This is a genomic window from Actinotalea alkalitolerans (genome assembly GCF_023369855.1).
In the GTDB taxonomy this organism is placed as follows: domain Bacteria; phylum Actinomycetota; class Actinomycetes; order Actinomycetales; family Cellulomonadaceae; genus Actinotalea.
Genome location: NZ_JAMBPP010000018.1, coordinates 54,455 through 72,720, shown reverse-complemented (window position 1 = coordinate 72,720; position 18,266 = coordinate 54,455). Strand labels below are relative to the sequence as shown.

Here is an 18,266-nt window from a genome sequence, read left to right as displayed (position 1 = left end):
CTGATCCTGCTCTTCGCCCTGGCCGGACGACACCTCGTCGCCGGCATCATGCAAGGAGCCGTCAAAGGATGACCGCCGACGACGAGCAGGGGGTGGCCCTCCCCCACGGGTTCCTGTGGGGCGCGGCCACGGCGGCCTACCAGATCGAGGGTGCCGTGGACGAAGACGGGCGCACCCCCTCGATCTGGGACACGTTCTGCCGGGTGCCCGGTGCCGTCGCCGGCAAGGACACCGGCGACGTGGCCTGCGACCACTACCACCGGTGGGCGCAGGACGTCGCCCTCATGGGCGACCTGGGCCTGGGGGCGTACCGCTTCTCGATCGCCTGGCCCCGGGTCCGACCCGACGGCGGTGCGGTCAACCCTGCGGGGCTGGCCTTCTACTCGCGCCTGGTCGACTCGCTGCTCGAGCGCGGCATCACCCCGTGGCCCACGCTCTACCACTGGGACCTGCCGCAGGCCCTCGAGGACCGGGGTGGCTGGGCCTCGCGCGACACCGCCGAGCGCTTCGCGGAGTACACCGGGTCGGTGCACGAGGTCCTGGGTGACCGGGTGAGCACCTGGACCACCCTCAACGAGCCGTGGTGCTCGGCCTTCCTGGGGTACGCCGGGGGCCAGCACGCCCCGGGCCGCCAGGAGCCGGGGGCCGCCGTGGACGCCGTCCACCACCTGCTGCTCGCCCACGGCCTGGCCACCCGGGTGCTGAGGGCCGCCGACCCCGACGCCCAGGTGGGGATCACCCTCAACTTCACCGTGGCAGACCCTGCCGACCCGGGGCGTCCCGGTGACGTGGACGCCGCCCGGCGGGTCGACGCCCTGAACAACCGGATCTTCCTGGACCCCGTGCTGCGCGGTGGCTACCACCCCGATGTGCTGGACGCCTTCGCCTCGCGCGGCTTCACGCCACCCGTGCGCGACGGCGACCTCGAGGTGATCGCCACCCCGGTCGACTTCGTCGGGGTGAACTACTACCACGGGGACGCCGTGAGCGACCGGGCCACCGAGGACGAGCTGCCCGGTGGCGCGGACGTCGAGCGGCCGACCTCCCCCCCGATGGTGGGCGCGCAGGACGTGCACGTCGTCCCGCGCGGGCTGCCTCGCACCGCGATGGACTGGGAGGTCCAGCCCGACGGCCTGCGCCGACTCCTCGAACGCCTGCACACCGAGTACACCGGTCCGGCGGGGGTCGCCCTGTACGTCACCGAGAACGGTGCGGCCTTCGACGACGTCGTCGCGCCGGACGGCTCGGTGCCCGACGTGGACCGGGCGCGCTACCTCGAGGACCACCTGCGTGCGGTGCATGCGGCGATCGGCGCCGGCGCGGACGTGCGGGGCTACTTCGCCTGGTCCCTGCTGGACAACTTCGAGTGGGCGTACGGCTACGCCAAGCGCTTCGGGATCGTGCGGGTGGACTACGACACGCAGCAGCGCACCCCCAAGCTGAGCGCCCTGCGGTTCGCCGGGATCGCGAGGTCCGGACAGCTCCCGCCACCGCTCCCGGCCACCGGTACGGTCGACCTGTGAGCAGCGAGAAGACCGCGTCGGCCGTGGAGGTCCCACCGGCCAGGGTGCGCCAGGCGGCCCCGACCATCCGGCAGGTCGCCGCGCTGGCCGGCGTGTCCCGGGCGACAGCCTCCCGGGCGATCAACGGGGGGCACCTGGTCAGCGACCAGGCCCGTGCAGCGGTCGAGGCGGCCGTCGCCTCGTTGGGCTTCGTGCCCAACCCGGTGGCCCGCAGCCTGGCCACCCGACGCACGGGCTCGGTCGCCCTGGTGATCCCCGAGCCCAACACCCGGGTGCTGACCGACCCGTTCTTCGCGAGTGCGATCAACGGGATGGCCCGGGCGGTCGAGGAGTCCGACCTGCAGCTCGTGCTGCTCATCGCGCGGCGCGACGGCTGGTCCACGCGCACGTCGCGCTACCTCACCACGGGCCACGTCGACGGTGCCGTGATCGCCTCGCACCACCGCGACGACACCCTCAACCGCACGCTGGTCGAGTCGGGCCTGCCCGTGGTGTTCATCGGCCGTCCGCTCGACGTGCCGCCGAGCGCCCGGTACGTCGACACCGACAACGCCCACGCCGCCCAGCTGGCCACCGAGCACCTGATCACGCGTGGCCACCGACGCATCGGAACCGTCGCGGGACCGGCCGACATGTCTGCGGCGATCGACCGCCTCGCCGGATGGAACGCGGCGATGGACGCGGCGGGGCTGCGCGCCGACGCCGTCGTGCACGGGGACTTCACCGCAGCGGGGGGCGCCACGGCGATGGCCCGGCTGCTCGACGAGCACCCCGACCTGGACGCCGTCTTCGTCGCGACGGACCTGATGGCCTCGGGCGCCCTCGGCGAGCTCGCCACGCGGGGCATCCGGGTGCCGGACGACCTGGCGATCTTCGGCTTCGACGACCTGGGCGTCGCCGAGACGACCGATCCGCCGCTGAGCACGATGGGGCAGCCCATCGAGGACATGGCGACCCGGGCGGGAGAGATCCTGCGTGACCTGATCACCGGGGTGGACGTGCCCGAGAACCCGGTGACCTTCCCTGCCCGCCTCATCCTGCGCGACTCCGCCTGAGGCTCGACCACGCTGGACGGCGCTGACCGCTACCTAGCCCACCGCCACGCCCAGCAGCGCGCCGATGGCCCACGTCACGGCCATCGCCAGCGCGCCCCCCGCGAGAAGACGGACGACCGCGCGCATCCGCCGGGCGTGGCCCAACCTCGCACTGATCGAACCGGTCAGGGCGAGGGCGACCATCACGGCGACGAAGGTCACCGGGATACGGGTCGCCGGGGGCGCGGTCACGACCGCGACGAGGGGCAGCGCCGCCCCGAGGACGAACGCCACGGCCGATGCCAGGGCCGCGTGCCACGGGTTCGTCAGCCGGTCGGGGTCCAGGCCGTGCTCGACGTCGATGTGCGCGGCGAAGGCGTCCCGCGCGTGGAGCTCGGTGGCGACCTGGTGCGCCGTGCCGGCGGACAGTCCCTTGCTGCGGAAGATCTCGGCCAGCTCGGCGAGCTCACCCTGCGGGTCCTCGCGGTGGGCACGCCGCTCGGCGTCGATCACCGCGCGCTCGGTGTCGCGCTGGCTCGACACCGACACGTACTCGCCGAGCGCCATCGAGACGGCTCCGGCGACCAGTCCCGCCACCCCGGCGGTGAGGATCGCCGAGCTGTCCGAGGTCGCCGCGGCGACGCCGACCACGAGGCCCGCGATCGAGATGATCCCGTCGTTGGCGCCCAGGACCCCGGCCCGCAGCCAGTTCAGCCGGGAGGGCAGGCCGTTGCGGTACGGGGCTGCGTCGTCGGTGCCGACCAGGAGCGGGTCGACCCTGGCGGGCCTACCGCCAGACGTGGTGTCCATACCGTCGACGCTAGGCCGACGACCAGGCGTCCGCCAGCAAGGCCAGGCTCTCCGAACCCGCCCACCGCGCGGCCTGTCGACCGGCTCAGACGGGCCTGCAGACCACGACCGGGATCTGCCGGTCGGTGCGCTCCTGGTACTGGGCGTAGCCGCGGTACACCCCCACGACCACGGGCCACAGCACGGCTCGTTCCTCGGGGGTCGCGGTGCGCGCCCGCATGGTCAGGTGCTCACGTCCGCGCTGGATGGCGACCTCGTCGTGCACGAGGATGTTCTTGTACCACTGAGGATGGTGAGGGTTGCCCCCGTCCGAGGCCACCAGGAGCAGGTCGTCACCGTGCGGGATGCCGGTCAGGGGGGTGACCCTGGGCTGCCCGCTGCTGCGCCCGGTCGTGGTGAGGAGCACCTGCTCCATGCTTCCCAGGCGACCACCCAGGCGGCCCCCGGTGCGCCGGTAGAGCCACGTGTGGAACCGGGTGATGCGGGTCTGCGTACGACGGCTGATCATGCGGGCTGCACGCGCTCGACCGAGCACCCCGGGGCCCGACCGGTGAGCAGCTGGGCGTGCATCTCGGCGTCGAGCTGGTCGTCCGCCTCGAAGACGATGCGCAGCGACCCCGCCTCAGGGTCGCCCTCCTGCGCCACGATCCGGCCGTCGGTCGGGTGCTGGAGCAGCTGTTCGGCGTACGGACCGGCGACGGTGGCGTCGATCGCTGCGGGGATGCGGATCCGGGCCTCGTAGGACGTCATGACCCCATGATGGGTGCAACCCGGCCCGGGCGGCCACCGGGGCGTCAGCGTCCTTCCTGGCCACGGACGGCGTCCAGCACGACCCGCTCGAGCTCGTCGTCGAGCAGCACCCGGAAGTGGCCCGGGGTCCGCAGCTCGATGTTGACCGCCCCGTCCAGACGGCTCCCGCCCGGGATGTGGGGGTCCCAACGGCTGAACGCCGAGGTGATCCGCTGGTTGACGTCGAGCTCGGCGGCGAGGGCCGCGAGAGTCGCGTCGGTGGGGACGAAGGCGCGCACCGCCGCGAGCGGGACCCACCGGGCGTACACCGATCCCGCGAACGGGGTGCTGATGGCCACCATCGACCGGATCCGCCCCTGCGGGTCCTCCCGGAGCATCGCGAGCTTGCCGATCAGCCCGCCCTTGCTGTGCGCGACCACGACGACGTCGCGCAGGTCGTGCTGGGCCAGGTGACGGGCCAGCAGCGCGGCACCTGCGGGGACGGGCTTGCGGTTGTACCCCAGGCCGGGCAGCACGTGCACCACGTGACCGGCCCGGTGCAGCGCCTCGGCGAGGGGCCGAAGGAACTGCCAGCTCTCGTACACCCCGGGTACCAGGACGACGTCGGGGGCGACGCGCTGCCGCGGGGCGAGGTACACCTCGGCGTCGCCACGGTGGAGCAGCCCGTCGAGCTGCCGGTGCAGCACGTAGGCGTAGTCCCGGACCCGCCACCAAGCCCGGCGCACCACCCGGCTCAGCACGGGACCCGTCGGCACAGCGCGGCGACAGCCCCCGGACTGCGGTACATCGCGATGTGGCCCTCGTGCGGCACCTCGCTGATGGTCGCCGTCCGCGCCGCGCCGGCCAGCACGTGCAGGAACCCCGCCGGTGTGACCGGGTCCCGCGACCCGCGGACCAGCACGACCGGCTCCTGGACCTCGGCGAGCCGCTCGACCAGGGGGTACTCGAGCATCGTGGGGAGGGTCGCGCCGTACCAGCGAGGTCCGCACCGCAGCCAGTCGGCGACCATCAGACGGTTGGCGGCGAACGTCTCGTGGCGGGCGTCGCGCACCAGCCGCCACGCCTGTCGCGCGGCGCTGCGGGCCGCCGGCTCGATGACCGCTCCGATCAGCACGAGCCGGTCGACCAGGCCGGGCTGCTGCGCGGCGAGCTCGGTCACCACCTGCGTCCCCATCGAGTGCCCCACCAGCACCGGACGGTCCAGGCCGCTCGCGGCGACGAGCGCACCCAGGACACGGGCGTGCTCGGCGATGCTCAGAGGAGCCTGCGGGCGTGGGCTGAGACCGAAGCCGGGGAGATCGGGCATGAGCACCCGTCCCGCACCGGCGAGCTCGCGGGCGAGCGGGGTGAAGTACCGCGAGGAGACCCCGATGCCGTGCACCAGGACCACGCCGTGAGGCCCCGACCCCCGCTCCCGGTAGGCGACGTCGTGGCCCCCGACGTGACCGGTGCGCCGGTGCTCGGCGACCGCTGCGGGCTCGAGGGGGTCGGTGCTCACGATCATGCCTGCAAACTACGGCCGTGCCGCCCGACGGGCGACCGGTCCTGGCCGAGGCTCAGGGGCCGCCCGGTCAGTCCCCGGGGACCGGGGTGGGGATCAGCGGCCTGACGTCCAGCAGTCCCGGCAGGCGGGCGTCGATGTCGTCGATCAGCCGCCCGACCGCGGCCTCGGGCATCGGACGTCCGATGCCGAAGCCCTGCGCGGCGAAGCAGTCCATGTCCCGCAGGTGCAGCAGGGTCGCGTCGTCCTCGACGCCCTCGGCCACCACGCTCAGCCCGAGCTGGCGTGCCAGGTCGATGGTCGACCGGACGATCGCCGCGCTGGCAGGGTCGTCGAGCACGCCCGTCACGAAGGACCTGTCGATCTTGAGGCGTCTCACCGGGAGCCGCTGCAGGTAGGCGAGCGAGCCGTACCCGGTGCCGTAGTCGTCGATCGACAGGGTGACGCCCAGGTCGTCGAGGGCGCCCAGGACCTCGCCCGAGCGGACGGGGTCGACCATCGCCATGGTCTCGGTGAGCTCGAGCTCGAGCACCGACGGGTCGAGCCCGTGCCGGTCCAGCGCGGCCCGGACGTCGTCGACCAGGTGGGGGTCGAGCAGGTTGCGCACCGAGAGGTTGACCGAGACCGACAGGGGCCGCCCCTCACCGCGCCACCGGGCGCACTGGGCCAGCGACCGGTCGAGCACGTGCATCGTGAGCTGGCGGATCAGCCCCGTGCGCTCTGCGGCAGGGATGAACGCCATCGGAGGCAGCAGGCCGTGGGTCGGGTGCTGCCAGCGGACGAGCGCCTCGGCGCCGAAGACCCTGCCCGTGCCGATCTCGACCTGCGGCTGGAAGTGGACCACGAGGTCCCCGGCCTCCAGGGCTGCCCTCAGCTCGGCCATCAACGCGGGGGCCAGGAGCACACCCTCGTCCATCGCCGCGTCATGGACGGCGACCCGGCCGGGCAGCTCACGGGCGGTGGCCAGCGCCACGTCGGCACGGTGGAGCATGTGATCGGCGTCGTCGTGCTCGGCGTCGGCGATCACCACACCGACGGCCACCTCGATCGTGAGCGTCAGGGCGTCCACGGTCATCGGCTCGACCAGGTGGGCGCGCAGGTCGTGGGCGAGCACGAGCACCTCCCCCGCGGGGCGACCGGCCGGGAGCAGCAGCCCGAAGACGTCGCCTCCCAGCCGTGCCACGGCGACGTCCTGCTCGGCGAGGTCGCGAAGGCGCGCGGCCACGGACCGGAGCAGCTCGTCGCCGACCCGGTGGCCGAGCGTCTCGTTGATCTCGGCGAACCCCTCGATCCCCACGGCCAGGACCGTCGGTCCCGGGGCGGTCTGCACCCGCCCGTCGAGCCGGTCGGCGAGCCGCTCACCCAGATGGCGCCGGTTGTCCAGCCCGGTGAGAAAATCGGTGTCGGCGAGCTGGGCGAGCCGCCGGGCCTGGTCACGCATCCGACGGACCAGACCGATCATCCGGGTCAGCACCAGGGCGATCATGATGATTCCGGCCACGGAGACCGCCGTGCTGTGCAGGGGCAGACCGAGCATCGCCTCGACCAGGATGGTCACCGGCAGCAGGACGATCGCGGTGGCCAGGAACCAGAGCCGTCCGGGGGTGAAGGCTCTCTCGTGCGCACCCTCGACCACCATGGCGCGGGCCATGCTGGGGTGAAGGGCCGCCGCGCCCCACAGCACGTACGCCACAAGCCAGAGCGGGTCGATGAACGCGATCTGCGACTCGAGCTCGGGGGCGAAGGCCATGGCCTGGAACAGGATGTCGGCCACGAGGACCAGCACGAAGGCGGCCCCCAGCATGCGCAGCGACCAGGTGCGGATCACGACGCTCGCCCCCAGGTGCACCAGCTGGGTGAGCAGGATCACGTCGCCCAGCGGGTAGGCGACAGCCACCGCCTGGTGCAGCAGCTCGCCCTGGCTCTCGCCCCAGCCGGGCTCGATGAAGACGACGTACAGCACGAGCCCGACGCCCGTGGCCACGATGAAGGCGTCGAGCAGCGGTGCCAGGTCACGGTGCCGGCGCCGGGACACCGAGAGCTGCAGCATGCCAGCGGCCAGCAGCGGGTACCCCAGCAGGTACGCGGCATCGGCCACCGACGGGAAGGGCTCGATGAGCAGGACGTGTGCAAAGAGCGCCCACAGCCCGTCCCCCACCGCCCAGCACGCGATGCCCGCTGCCATGAGATACCAGGCGGTGCGCTGCCGTGGACGGTGCATCCGTACCCCGACCACGATGGCCACCGCCGCGCTCCCCGCGACCAGGGTGTACAGGGAGTCGCGGGCGAGGCCGTCGGGCAGGGCGAGCTCGACCACCACGAGGGCGGCACCGAGGGTCAGGTACGAGACCCACGTCGCTCTTCGCCTAGCTCCCACGGGGGACTCATCGGCAGGGGCGGCCCGGAGTTGAACGCGACGGGGGGCGGGAGCGGGCGACATCTCGAGGTGCGCTCGGGGATGTGGGGCGGGACGGTCGCGGCGTACGCCGACAAGTGTGACGTGCGGCATGTTTGGTGGGGACAAATCGTGACTACCCGGCCCTTGGTCCCGACTACCGGGAGTACGGTCGAAGCCGTGACGGGACTGCGCACGCCTCAGCGAATGATCGGCGCGCCGACCCGCATTGCACACCAGGGGGCATTTGTGCGGTTATGGACCTTCTTGAAGCGCGAAAGGCTGCATCGCAGCGCCTGGGCGGTCATCGATGCCCTGATCTGGTTCGCCGCGATCCTCTTGGCCACGTGGCTGCGGTTCGACTTCGACCTGGAACCGGTCCTGGTGGGCGGCACGCTGCTGGTCGCAGCAGTGGCCGTCGCGCTGCACGTTGCCGTCGGGTTCTTCGCCGGCCCCTACGCGGTGAGCCACCAGCGCGGCTCGTTCGAGGAGTCCTCCGACATCAGTCGCACCGTGGCGATCACCGCCGCCGGCCTGGCGGTGTGGGCGTTCGCCGCCTCTCCCCTCCTGGTTCCCCGGAGCGTGCCGCTCATCGCCGGGGCCTTCGCGCTGACGGGCATGTTCGCCGGGCGCTTCCTGGTCCGCAGCTGGCGTGACCGTCGCGCCGGCTCGAGGAGGCATCAGCGACGGGTGATCGTCTTCGGCGCGGGCAACGCCGGTCGACGGCTCCTGCGCAGCATGGTCAGGGATGAGCAGGCGGGGTACTTCCCTGTCGCCCTGCTCGACGACGACCGCTCCAAGCGGCGGCTGCGCATCGACGGGGTGCGTGTCCGTGGCACGCGCGAGGACATCGCCGAGGTCGCGCGTGCCTACGACGCGTCGGCCCTGGTCGTGGCCCTGCCGTCGGCGGATGCCGCCCTGGTCCGCGAGCTGTCGGAGGCGGCCACGGCGGCAGGCCTGGACACGTTGGTCCTGCCGCCCCTCCACGACATCATCGGGGGCAAGCTCTCGGTCCAGGACCTCCGTGACGTCAACCTCGAGGACATCCTGGGCCGCCAGCCGATCGTGCTCGACACCGAGGTGATCGCCGGGCAGATCGCGGGTCGCCGTGTGCTGGTCACCGGTGCCGGCGGGTCCATCGGCTCGGAGCTGTGCCGACAGATCGCCCGGTTCGACCCCGCCAAGCTGTACCTCCTGGACCGGGACGAGTCCGGCCTGCAGGCCACCCAGATGAGCCTGACCGGGCAGGGCCTGCTCGAGGGTGACGAGATCGTCCTGGCGGACATCCGCGACCTGGACACCCTGCGCGAGGTCTTCGGCTCGGCTGCGCCCGACATCGTCTTCCACGCCGCCGCCCTCAAGCACCTTCCGCTGCTCGAGTCCTTCCCGCTCGAGGCGTGGAAGAGCAACGTCCTGGGGACGTTGAACGTCCTGACGGCCGCGGCCGAGGTCGGGGTCGGGACGTTCGTGAACATCTCGACCGACAAGGCCGCCGATCCCACGTGCGTCCTGGGCTACAGCAAGCGGACCGCCGAGCGGCTCACTGCGGACTTCTCCCACACCCAGCCGGGCCGCTACGTCTCGGTCCGCTTCGGGAACGTCCTGGGGTCTCGAGGATCAGTCGTGCACCTGTTCACCGCGCAGATCGAGCGCGGGGGTCCCGTGACGGTGACGCACCCGGACGTCGAGCGGTACTTCATGCTCATACCGGAGGCCTGCCAGCTGGTCCTCGAGGCCGGTTCGATCGGCGCGGACGGCGAGGTGATGGTCCTCGAGATGGGTGACCAGGTCCGCATCGTCGACGTCGCGACCACGCTGATCGCGATGTCGGGCCGCAAGGATGTGGAGATCCGGTACACCGGTCTCCGTCCCGGGGAGAAGCTCACCGAGGAACTCTTCTCGGTCCAGGAGCCGAAGCGGCGTACCGCGAACCCGCTCCTCACGAGCGTGCCGGTGCCGAGGATCGATGCTTCAGCAGTCCGGGGGGCTCGTCTCCTCTCGCACGACGGTGCCGGCTCGTGGATGCGTGAGGTTGCCTGCCCACCGCTCCCGCACGTCCCGGCCTCCCGCCGGTCGTCGGGCTCGTGAGCGAAACAGGTCCAAAGTAGATGTCCTTCGGAGCGGTGACCGCTGCTGCCCTTACTGTCCTGGCGGTGAGCGCGGTCGCACCGACGGCCCTGCTGCCGTATCTACGCCGCATAGGCTCGGTGGACGTTCCCAACGACCGCTCGTCGCACACTGCACCGGCACTGCGCGGAGCCGGTCTGACGGTGTGGCTAGCGGTCGCAGTTGGCGGTGGTCTCGCCCTCGTTCTCGTCCCAGACCAGGCGGGCAGGAGGCTCCTCGTGATCCTCTTCGCGGTTGCCTCGGCGGCGGCAGCCCTCGGCTGGGCCGAGGATGTCAAGGGCATCCCCGTGCGGTTCCGCGCAGTGACGCAGCTGCTCATCGCCCTGGCCGGGGCGGCGGCGCTCGCGACCGTCTCTGACCTGCCGTGGTGGGCCGTCCCCGCGGCAGGTCTGGCGGTCGCTGCCTATGTCAACGTCGCCAACTTCATGGACGGTCTCGACGGGATCTCCGGTTTGCACGGCTTGGTGGTGGGAGCGGCCCTGGCGACGGTCGGTGGCCTCATGGGCCTGCCTTGGCTCGTCCTTGGGGGCGTGGTCCTGGCGATGTCTTTCCTCGGGTTCCTCCCATGGAACCTCGGGCGCCGTGCGGTGTTCCTCGGTGACGTCGGCAGCTATCTCCTCGGGGCGACGATTGCGATCCTGTGCCTCGCCGCGTTCGCCGAGGGCGTCCCGGCGATCACCGTCCTGGGTCCAGTCGCGATCTACCTGGCCGACACGGGGGTGACCCTCCTGCGCCGAGTCGTCAACGGTGAGCGCTGGTTCGAGGCGCACCGATCGCACTGCTACCAGCGCTTGACCGACCGTGGACTCACCCATGTGCAGACCTCGGCCATCGTTGCGGGTGCCACGGCCCTCACCTCGGCGCTCGGGCTCCTCGCACTGCCGGGTGCTCCCGGTGGTACGGCCGTGTCGACGATCGCCATCGCCGCGGTTGCCGCGGTGTACCTGGCGCTCCCCCGCCTCCTCAGCTCGGATGCAGAGCCGTTGGACCCCATGCCAGAGGGCCGGATCTCAGCGGCCACCTCACCGAGCACCGCTCCGCGGTGGGCTGTCATCGGGGCGAGCGGCTTCATCGGCGGTGCGCTGGTCGCCGAGCTGCGGACCCACGGGTTCGAGGTCGTCGAGGTCGCGGCACCACGGCTCGAGCTCGACCCGACGGCGACCCCACGGGAGACCGCCCTCCGGGCACGCCACTGCACGGTGACGATTCAGTCCCTGGTCGAGGACCTCCAGGGGGCGGAGGTCGTGGTGAACGCGGCGGGGATCGCCGCACCCGACGGGCCCTCGGGAGCGGCCCTTTCGGGAGCGAACTCGCTCTTGCCCGCGGTCGCCGCAGCCGCCTCGGCGCTGGCGGGCGCCCGCAGGTTTGTCCATCTGAGCTCTGCGGCCGTGCAGGGCCGCAGGGGTGTGCTGGACGAGTCGTCGGAGACGTCCCCGTTCTCGCCCTACTCTCGCTCGAAGGCGGTCGGTGAGGCAGCGCTCCTCCTCGACGCCTGGAGGCCGTCACCGGACGGTACGGGCGTCGTCGTCGTCCGTGCCACGTCCGTGCAGGGACCGGGCCGTCCCACGACGGTCCAGCTCCAGCGCGTCGCTCGGTCCCGGTTCGCCTCCACGGCACGTCCGGGTGACCGTCCGACGGTCGTCAGCTCGCTCGACGGGCTCGTGGAGTTCGTCCGGCACGTGGGCTCCCACCCCGGGGCCGTGCCCTCGATCGTCCTCCAGCCGTGGGAGGGGCTCACGACCGCCGATGTCCTGGAAGCTGCCGGTGGGCGCCGCCCGCTCCTGCTCCCGGCATCGGCCTGCCGTGCGTTTGTGAGCATCGGCTACCTCGCTGGGCGCGTGGTCCCAGGCTTGAACGGTCTGGTACGGCGCGTAGAGGTGATGTGGCTTGGCCAGAGGCAGGAAGCGTCGTGGGCCCGGTCGGTGAGCCTCGATGGGCGGTCGTACGTCCGGGAGACGCTCCGCCCGCGGGCGGAGGGTGGCCGATGAGGATCGGGATGCTCTCCCAGTGGTTCGACCCCGAACCGGGTCCGGCAGCGATCCCCGGGGTCCTGGCGCGTGAGCTCGCCCGGACCGGCCACACCGTGAGCGTCCTCACCGGGTACCCCAACTACCCGCTGGGCACGGTCTACCCCGGGTACACCCAGCGGTGGCGGGAGGTCTCGCGGCCGGCCCCGCGCATCTCGGTGACACGGGTGCCGCTCCATCCCAGCCATGACGGGTCGGCCCTCGGCAGGTCGATGAATTACGCCAGCTTCGCTCTGTCGGCCTCGACGTCCGGGGCGCTGCGCGGCGCCGATGCGCTGTGGGTCTACAACTCCCCGGTGTCGGTGAGCCTGCCACTGCTGCTGCACTCCCGCTACGGGAGAGTTCCCTACTTCCTGCACGTCCAGGACGTGTGGCCGGACTCCCTCCTCGAGAGCGGCATGTTCCCGGGCGGCGCAGCAGGGCGGGTCGCGGCACGGGTGATCGACGGGATCGTCCGGCTGACCGAGCGACGGGCGGCCGTCATCGGGGTGATCTCCCCGGGTGTGCGGGACCTCATCCTCGAGAGGCACCCCTCGGCGGACCCCGCGAAGATCATCTACGTCCCCAACCCGACCGACGAGTCGCTCTTCCGTCCGACGAACCGTGTGGGTGGTGATGGGCAGGATGACGGTGCCGGTGTCGACGTCGCCCCCGACCGGCCCTTCACCGTGATGTACGTCGGTGCGATCGGCGACGTACAGAGCCTGGAGACGCTGCTCGACGCAGCCGAGATCCTCGCCGGCCACGATCACCTCCGCTTCGCGGTCGTCGGGGACGGTATCGCCCGCGACCGCCTCGAGACCGACGCGCGGCGGCGAGGGCTGTCCTCGGTCACGTTCCACGGCCGCGTCCCCAAGGAGTCGGTGCCCGCGCTCATGGCCTCCGCCGACGCCCAGCTGGTCTCGCTCGCTGCCTCACCGTTCCTGCGGCTCACGACCCCGAGCAAGATCGCTTCGCTGCTCGCCTCCGAGGTGCCCGTGATCGGCCACCTCGACGGTGACGGAGCCCGGCTCCTGCGCGAGTCCGGGGCGGCCGTCACCGCCGCCGCAGGTGACGCGTCCGCGCTGGCGTCCGCGGTGCTCGCCATGCACGACGTCGGCCCCGCCGGCCGTCGGGCCATGGCTCGGCGAGGGCGCAGGTACTACGAGCAGCACCTCACCGCCCAGGTCACCGCAGCCCGTATCGTCGAGTCGCTGGAGGCGGTGGCCCGATGACGTCGGCCGACCGACCTTCTCCACCGCTGCACAAGGAGATCCATTCCATGACATCCGACCCGATGCTCGGCGCCACCGTGATGATCACCGGAGGCACCGGATCGTTCGGCTCCACGATGGTGGGTCACCTGCTGAGGCGAGGCGTCCACGCCGTCCACGTACTCTCGCGCGACGAGGCGAAGCAGGACGACATGCGCAACCGCTTCTCGGACTCGCGTCTCAAGTTCTTCCTGGGGGACGTCCGCGACCCCTCGAGCGTGGCGAACGCCGTGGTCGGCACCGACTTCGTGTTCCACGCCGCAGCCCTGAAGCAGGTCCCGTCGTGCGAGTTCTTCCCCGACCAGGCGGTCAAGACGAACGTCGTGGGTAGTCAGAACGTGATCGACGCCGCCTCGTCCGCCGGCGTCCGGTCGGTGGTCTTCCTGAGCACCGACAAGGCCGTCTACCCGGTCAACGCGATGGGCATGTCCAAGGCGCTGATGGAGAAGACGGCGCAGGCCTTCGCCCGCAACCACCCCACCTCCGGGACGACGGTCTCGGTGACCCGCTACGGCAACGTCATGTACTCGCGCGGATCGGTCATCCCACTGTTCGTCAAGCAGGTGCTCGCCGGAGAGCCGCTGACCCTCACCGAACCCCGGATGACGCGCTTCCTGATGTCCCTCGAGGCCTCGGTGGACCTCGTCGAGTACGCCTTCACCCACGCCGAGCCCGGGGACCTCTTCGTCCGCAAGGCCCCTGCCTGCACCGTCGAGGTGCTCGCGACGGCGGTCGCCCAGCTTCTCGGCGTGGACGACCCCGACCTGCGCCGCATCGGTACGCGGCACGGGGAGAAGCTGCACGAGACGCTCCTGTCCCGCGAGGAGATGGTCAAGGCCGAGGACCGTGGCGCGTACTTCCGGGTCCCGCTCGACGCGCGTTCGATGCAGTACGAGCTCTACTTCGACGAGGGCGAGCCGGAGGTCATCGAGCACGAGGACTACACCTCGGCGAGCACCGAGCGCATGGACGTCGACCAGACCAAGTCCCTGCTCCTGGAGCTCCCGGAGATCCAGGCGCTGACAGGAGCCGACCGATGAAGGTCCTGCTGACCGGTGCCGCCGGGTTCCTCGGCTGGCACACCCGAGCGCACCTCCGGGCGATGACCGGGCACGACGTCGTGGCGGTGACGCGCGCATCGTGGGGTGACCTGACCACGCTCATGCGTGGCGTCGACGCGATCATCCACGTCGCAGGGGTCAACCGTGCGACCGACCTCGAGGTCGAGCAGGGTAACCTTCGCCTCGCCCAGGACGTCGCCGCCGCCGCACTGGCGAGCGGCTCGAGCCCTCGCATCGTGTACACCAACTCGATCCAGGCGGGCAACGGGACATCCTACGGCGTCGGCAAGGGTGCCGCCGCGGACGCCCTGTCGGCTGCTGCAGGCCAACTGGGCTCAGCCTTCGTGGACGTCCGACTCCCGAACCTGTTCGGCGAGCACGGACGCCCGCGCTACAACTCCTTCGTGGCGACCTTCGTGCACGCCGTCCTCGCCGGAGAGGTCCCGGAGATCGCCGACCGTCCCGTCGACCTGCTGCACGTCCAGGGCGCGGCTCGTGCCCTGGTCGAGGCCCTGACGACCACCGAGGACCGCCTCGACCCCCCGGGAACTCCGACGACGGTGCTCAGCGTCTTCGAGACGCTTCGCACTTTCAACGCCCTGTACGCCACGGGTGACATCCCGCCGCTGCTGACCGACCTGGACATCGACCTGTTCAACACGTTGCGCGCAGCGCGATTCCCGGAGCATTACCCGATCACGCTGAGCCCGCGCAGCGACGAGCGGGGCAGCCTCGTCGAGGTGGTCCGCGCCCACGGCGGGCAGGGGCAGACCTTCGCCTCGACCACACGCCCCGGAGTCACCCGAGGTGAGCACTTCCACCTGCGCAAGGTTGAACGTTTCGTGGTGATCGGCGGCACCGCGCGCATCTCGCTACGCCGCCTGTTCACCGACGACGTCGTCTCGTTCGACGTGAACGGCGACGCACCCGTGGCTGTGGACATGCCACCGTTGTGGGTTCACAACATCACGAACACCGGCGGCTCGGACCTGACCACGCTCTTCTGGACGCACGAGCTCTTCGACCCCGCAGCGCCGGACACGTTCCCGGAGAAGGTCGTCCGCGACGATGGACCGGGTGGGACGTGACCACCTTTGAAGGCAAGACCCCTGACGAAGCCCGTCACGACACGAAGGTTGGTCCCGGTCCGATGCTCAAGGTGATGACGATCGTCGGGACCCGACCCGAGCTGATCCGCCTGTCCCGGGTGATCGCACGACTCGACGAGGCGTTCGACCACGTGCTCGTCCACACCGGGCAGAACTACGACTTCACGCTCAACGAGGTGTTCTTCCAGGATCTCGGGATCCGCGCCCCCGACCACCTCCTCGGTGTCGACACGTCCTCCCTGGGCAGGGTGCTGGGCGAGACGCTCATCCGCACCGAGGAGGTGCTGCTCACCGAGCGGCCCGACGCCGTGCTCGTCCTGGGTGACACCAACAGCTGCATCGCCGCGGTGATGGCCAAGCGGATGCGCATCCCCGTCTACCACATGGAGGCGGGGAACCGGTGCTTCGACGAGAAGGTCCCCGAGGAGACCAACCGCCGGATGGTCGACCACGTGGCTGACTTCAACCTCGTGTACACCGAGCACGCCCGCCGCAACCTCCTGGCGGAGGGGCTGCACCCCCGGCGGATCCTGCACACCGGCTCCCCGATGCGTGAGGTGCTCGACCACTACCGCCAGCAGATCGATGCCTCGGACGTCCTGACCCGCCTGGGGGTCACCGAGGGCGAGTACTTCCTGGTCAGCGCCCACCGCGAGGAGAACGTCGACTCCCCCGCCCGGCTCCAGATGCTCCTCGACTGCCTGACGGCGGTGCGCACCGAGTGGGCGCTCCCGATCTACGTCTCGACACACCCCCGCACACGCAAGCGGCTCGAAGCCCTCCCGAGTTGGACCGAGCCCGAGGGAGTCGTCTTCCACGAGCCCTTCGGCTTCCACGACTTCAACCGCCTCCAGCTGGGCGCACGGTGCGTGCTGTCCGACTCGGGCACCATCGCCGAGGAGTCGACGATCCTGGGCTTCCCCGCGGTCACCTTGCGGGACTCGATCGAACGGCCCGAGGCGCTCGACACGGGGGGGATCGTGATGACAGGGCTCGACGCGCGGGATGTCGTGGCGGCGGTGCGCCTGGTCAGCGGCACCAGGTTGGCCAGGGGCGAACGACGGCGCGCGACTCCGGCTGACTACCTCGTCGAAGACACCTCGAGCCGGGTCGCGGCATTCATCCAGTCCACCGCTAGGCGACACTTCGCATGGGCAGGTGTTCGTGACCTCTGACACCGGTCGAGCCGTAACGCTCAGGTCACCCAAGGCGCGACGATACCGGTCACCAACAACACCCCTTCATGGTGATGCGCGACATCATTCCGTAATCCCTCACCTTCTTGCGATATTTGCCGCGCTGGCGACAGGATTCCTCGCGACGTTGGCCACGTTGAGTTTCGGAGACCCTCGAGTTCCTCTCATCCTCGCCGCGGCAGCATCTGCTGTGGGAATAGCCATCGGTATGCGTAGGTCGCGCGCAGACAAGGGCTACCTCGATGCATTCGATCCCTTGCTCTTCCCGAACGCGTATATCGCGATGTCATTCCTTACCCCGGCCTGGGCGATCTTTGTGAACGGCAGCTCGTTTCTCGGATTCGGCGCTGCCAGGATGTCCAACCTGACGCCTCTGCTCATGAGCCTCGCGGTCGTCGGCACGACGTTAGGTCTCGGGATGAGGTTCACGCCCCGCCGCGACGAACAAGCTATACCGCACGACAGGCGGACACTCCTGACGGCCGCCCGCATCCTCATGCTTCTTCCCTTGGCCGTGTCAGCACGAGACGTAGCCACTGGGGCGCTCTTGGTGCGCGGCGCCGGCCAGACAACCTACGGCACGGCTGAGACACTAGAATCGCTCACCGCAATCCTCACTCCCATCGCAGTGCTCATCGTTCTCTCCAGCCACCGTGCGAAGAGACCGACCGGCCTCATGACCGTCTACGACTGGGGGGTTGCGCTCGGTGTGGTAGCCCTAATGGGCCTCTCCGGAGAACGCGGAACAGCCCTCATGGTTCTGCTTGCGGTCTTCTATGCGGCAACACGAGCGAGGATCCGCCTCAGACGTATCGCGATCGGTTTCGGCGCTATGCTCGCATTCGCGGTGGGTGTACTGGCCTACCGGGACGCAGCCAGATCGGTATCAACGACGGCTTCCGCGCTGAGCACCGTCCTTACAGACTGGTCAGTCGCTACCTACACCACGGGCGCGACGGCGCTGGAGGTCCCTTCCACCGTTGTCCACGCTTCGGGCAGCACTTATGTCTCAGGCCTCCTGAGGCAGCTTCCGTCGCCGGTCGCTAATCGCCTCTTCGGACCGCCGTACGATACCGGGACATATGCCTTCAGGGACCTCATCGGATTCACCAATCCAAACCAGGGCCTTGCCTTCAGTGTCCCGGCTGAGGGCTATCTGAACTTTGGAGCGATTGGCCTGTTCGTGGCGTGCTTCGTCTTCGGCCTGTTCGGCGCATGGGCACATGCTCGGACAGGGTGGCCCATCGTCCGGACGAGGGCAGTTCTCTACCCACTGTTCGTCATCGTGCTTCCCGTCGCGATTCGCTCCGACGCCCTCGGCACCATCAAGAGTCTGCTCATCCCCTCGATCTTGGCGACGATCCTGTTCGCCTACGCCAGGACGGTCTCGACGAGACGGTCGACGGACCCGGCCCGACGCAGCCACAACTCCGCACCGTCTCTCCGGCAGCCTGATCGTGATCACGGCCACTGAGGCACA

15 protein-coding genes are annotated in these 18,266 nt (G+C 70.6%); 9 read left to right on the top strand and 6 right to left on the bottom strand.

Annotation, left to right across the window (positions count from 1 at the left end; translation table 11 throughout):
- Window positions 1-68: 68 nt before the first annotated feature.
- On the top strand, window positions 69-1,523 hold the full coding sequence (locus tag M1R94_RS18125) for a GH1 family beta-glucosidase (RefSeq protein WP_249383139.1): 1,455 nt from the start codon (window positions 69-71) through the stop codon (window positions 1,521-1,523).
- Window positions 1,520-2,578, top strand: a complete 1,059-nt coding sequence (locus M1R94_RS18120; RefSeq protein WP_249383138.1) for a LacI family DNA-binding transcriptional regulator — start codon at window positions 1,520-1,522, stop codon at window positions 2,576-2,578. The genes M1R94_RS18125 and M1R94_RS18120 overlap by 4 nt, the downstream gene beginning before the upstream one ends.
- Window positions 2,579-2,611: 33 nt before the next feature.
- Here M1R94_RS18120 and M1R94_RS18115 read toward each other — a convergent pair whose 3' ends face one another.
- The 6 genes from M1R94_RS18115 to M1R94_RS20870 form a co-directional block, all read right to left on the bottom strand.
- Window positions 2,612-3,367: a VIT1/CCC1 transporter family protein gene (locus M1R94_RS18115; protein ID WP_249383137.1), complete on the bottom strand. Its 756-nt coding sequence runs from the start codon at window positions 3,365-3,367 to the stop codon at window positions 2,612-2,614.
- An 85-nt stretch (window positions 3,368-3,452) separates the two neighbouring features.
- Window positions 3,453-3,875 carry a nitroreductase family deazaflavin-dependent oxidoreductase gene (locus M1R94_RS18110; protein WP_249383136.1) on the bottom strand — a complete coding sequence of 141 codons (423 nt, stop codon included), beginning with the start codon at window positions 3,873-3,875 and terminating at the stop codon, window positions 3,453-3,455.
- Window positions 3,872-4,117 carry a hypothetical protein gene (locus M1R94_RS18105; RefSeq protein ID WP_249383135.1) on the bottom strand — a complete coding sequence of 82 codons (246 nt, stop codon included), beginning with the start codon at window positions 4,115-4,117 and terminating at the stop codon, window positions 3,872-3,874. The genes M1R94_RS18110 and M1R94_RS18105 overlap by 4 nt, the downstream gene beginning before the upstream one ends.
- A gap of 44 nt (window positions 4,118-4,161) precedes the next feature.
- Window positions 4,162-4,872: an esterase/lipase family protein gene (locus M1R94_RS18100; protein WP_249383134.1), complete on the bottom strand. Its 711-nt coding sequence runs from the start codon at window positions 4,870-4,872 to the stop codon at window positions 4,162-4,164.
- Window positions 4,851-5,621 (bottom strand): alpha/beta fold hydrolase, encoded by a 771-nt coding sequence (locus M1R94_RS18095; RefSeq protein ID WP_249383133.1) that lies wholly within the window; start codon window positions 5,619-5,621, stop codon window positions 4,851-4,853. The genes M1R94_RS18100 and M1R94_RS18095 overlap by 22 nt, the downstream gene beginning before the upstream one ends.
- A gap of 67 nt (window positions 5,622-5,688) precedes the next feature.
- A complete protein-coding gene (locus M1R94_RS20870; protein ID WP_249383132.1) occupies window positions 5,689-7,995 on the bottom strand; it encodes a putative bifunctional diguanylate cyclase/phosphodiesterase in 2,307 nt (768 codons plus the stop codon).
- A 285-nt stretch (window positions 7,996-8,280) separates the two neighbouring features.
- Here M1R94_RS20870 and M1R94_RS18085 point away from each other — a divergent pair, with 285 nt between their 5' ends.
- The 7 genes from M1R94_RS18085 to M1R94_RS18055 all read left to right on the top strand — a co-directional run bounded on the left by M1R94_RS18085 (window position 8,281) and on the right by M1R94_RS18055 (window position 18,260).
- Complete coding sequence (locus tag M1R94_RS18085; RefSeq protein ID WP_249383131.1) at window positions 8,281-10,101, top strand: nucleoside-diphosphate sugar epimerase/dehydratase; 1,821 nt, start codon at window positions 8,281-8,283, stop codon at window positions 10,099-10,101.
- A gap of 257 nt (window positions 10,102-10,358) precedes the next feature.
- On the top strand, window positions 10,359-12,128 hold the full coding sequence (locus M1R94_RS18080; protein ID WP_249383130.1) for an NAD-dependent epimerase/dehydratase family protein: 1,770 nt from the start codon (window positions 10,359-10,361) through the stop codon (window positions 12,126-12,128).
- Window positions 12,125-13,381 (top strand): glycosyltransferase family 4 protein, encoded by a 1,257-nt coding sequence (locus tag M1R94_RS18075; protein WP_249383129.1) that lies wholly within the window; start codon window positions 12,125-12,127, stop codon window positions 13,379-13,381. Before M1R94_RS18080 ends, M1R94_RS18075 begins: the two co-directional genes overlap by 4 nt.
- 47 nt (window positions 13,382-13,428) lie before the next feature.
- The gene (locus M1R94_RS18070) at window positions 13,429-14,460 is read left to right on the top strand and encodes a polysaccharide biosynthesis protein (protein WP_249383128.1); all 1,032 of its coding nucleotides are present in this window, start codon (window positions 13,429-13,431) and stop codon (window positions 14,458-14,460) included.
- Entirely contained in the window at window positions 14,457-15,569 is a 1,113-nt protein-coding gene (locus M1R94_RS18065) for a polysaccharide biosynthesis C-terminal domain-containing protein (protein ID WP_249383127.1), read from the top strand. The genes M1R94_RS18070 and M1R94_RS18065 overlap by 4 nt, the downstream gene beginning before the upstream one ends.
- A gap of 62 nt (window positions 15,570-15,631) precedes the next feature.
- Window positions 15,632-16,765, top strand: a complete 1,134-nt coding sequence (wecB, locus tag M1R94_RS18060) for a non-hydrolyzing UDP-N-acetylglucosamine 2-epimerase (protein ID WP_249383141.1) — start codon at window positions 15,632-15,634, stop codon at window positions 16,763-16,765.
- Between the two features lie 157 nt (window positions 16,766-16,922).
- A complete protein-coding gene (locus tag M1R94_RS18055) occupies window positions 16,923-18,260 on the top strand; it encodes an O-antigen polysaccharide polymerase Wzy (protein WP_249383126.1) in 1,338 nt (445 codons plus the stop codon).
- Window positions 18,261-18,266: the final 6 nt, after the last annotated feature.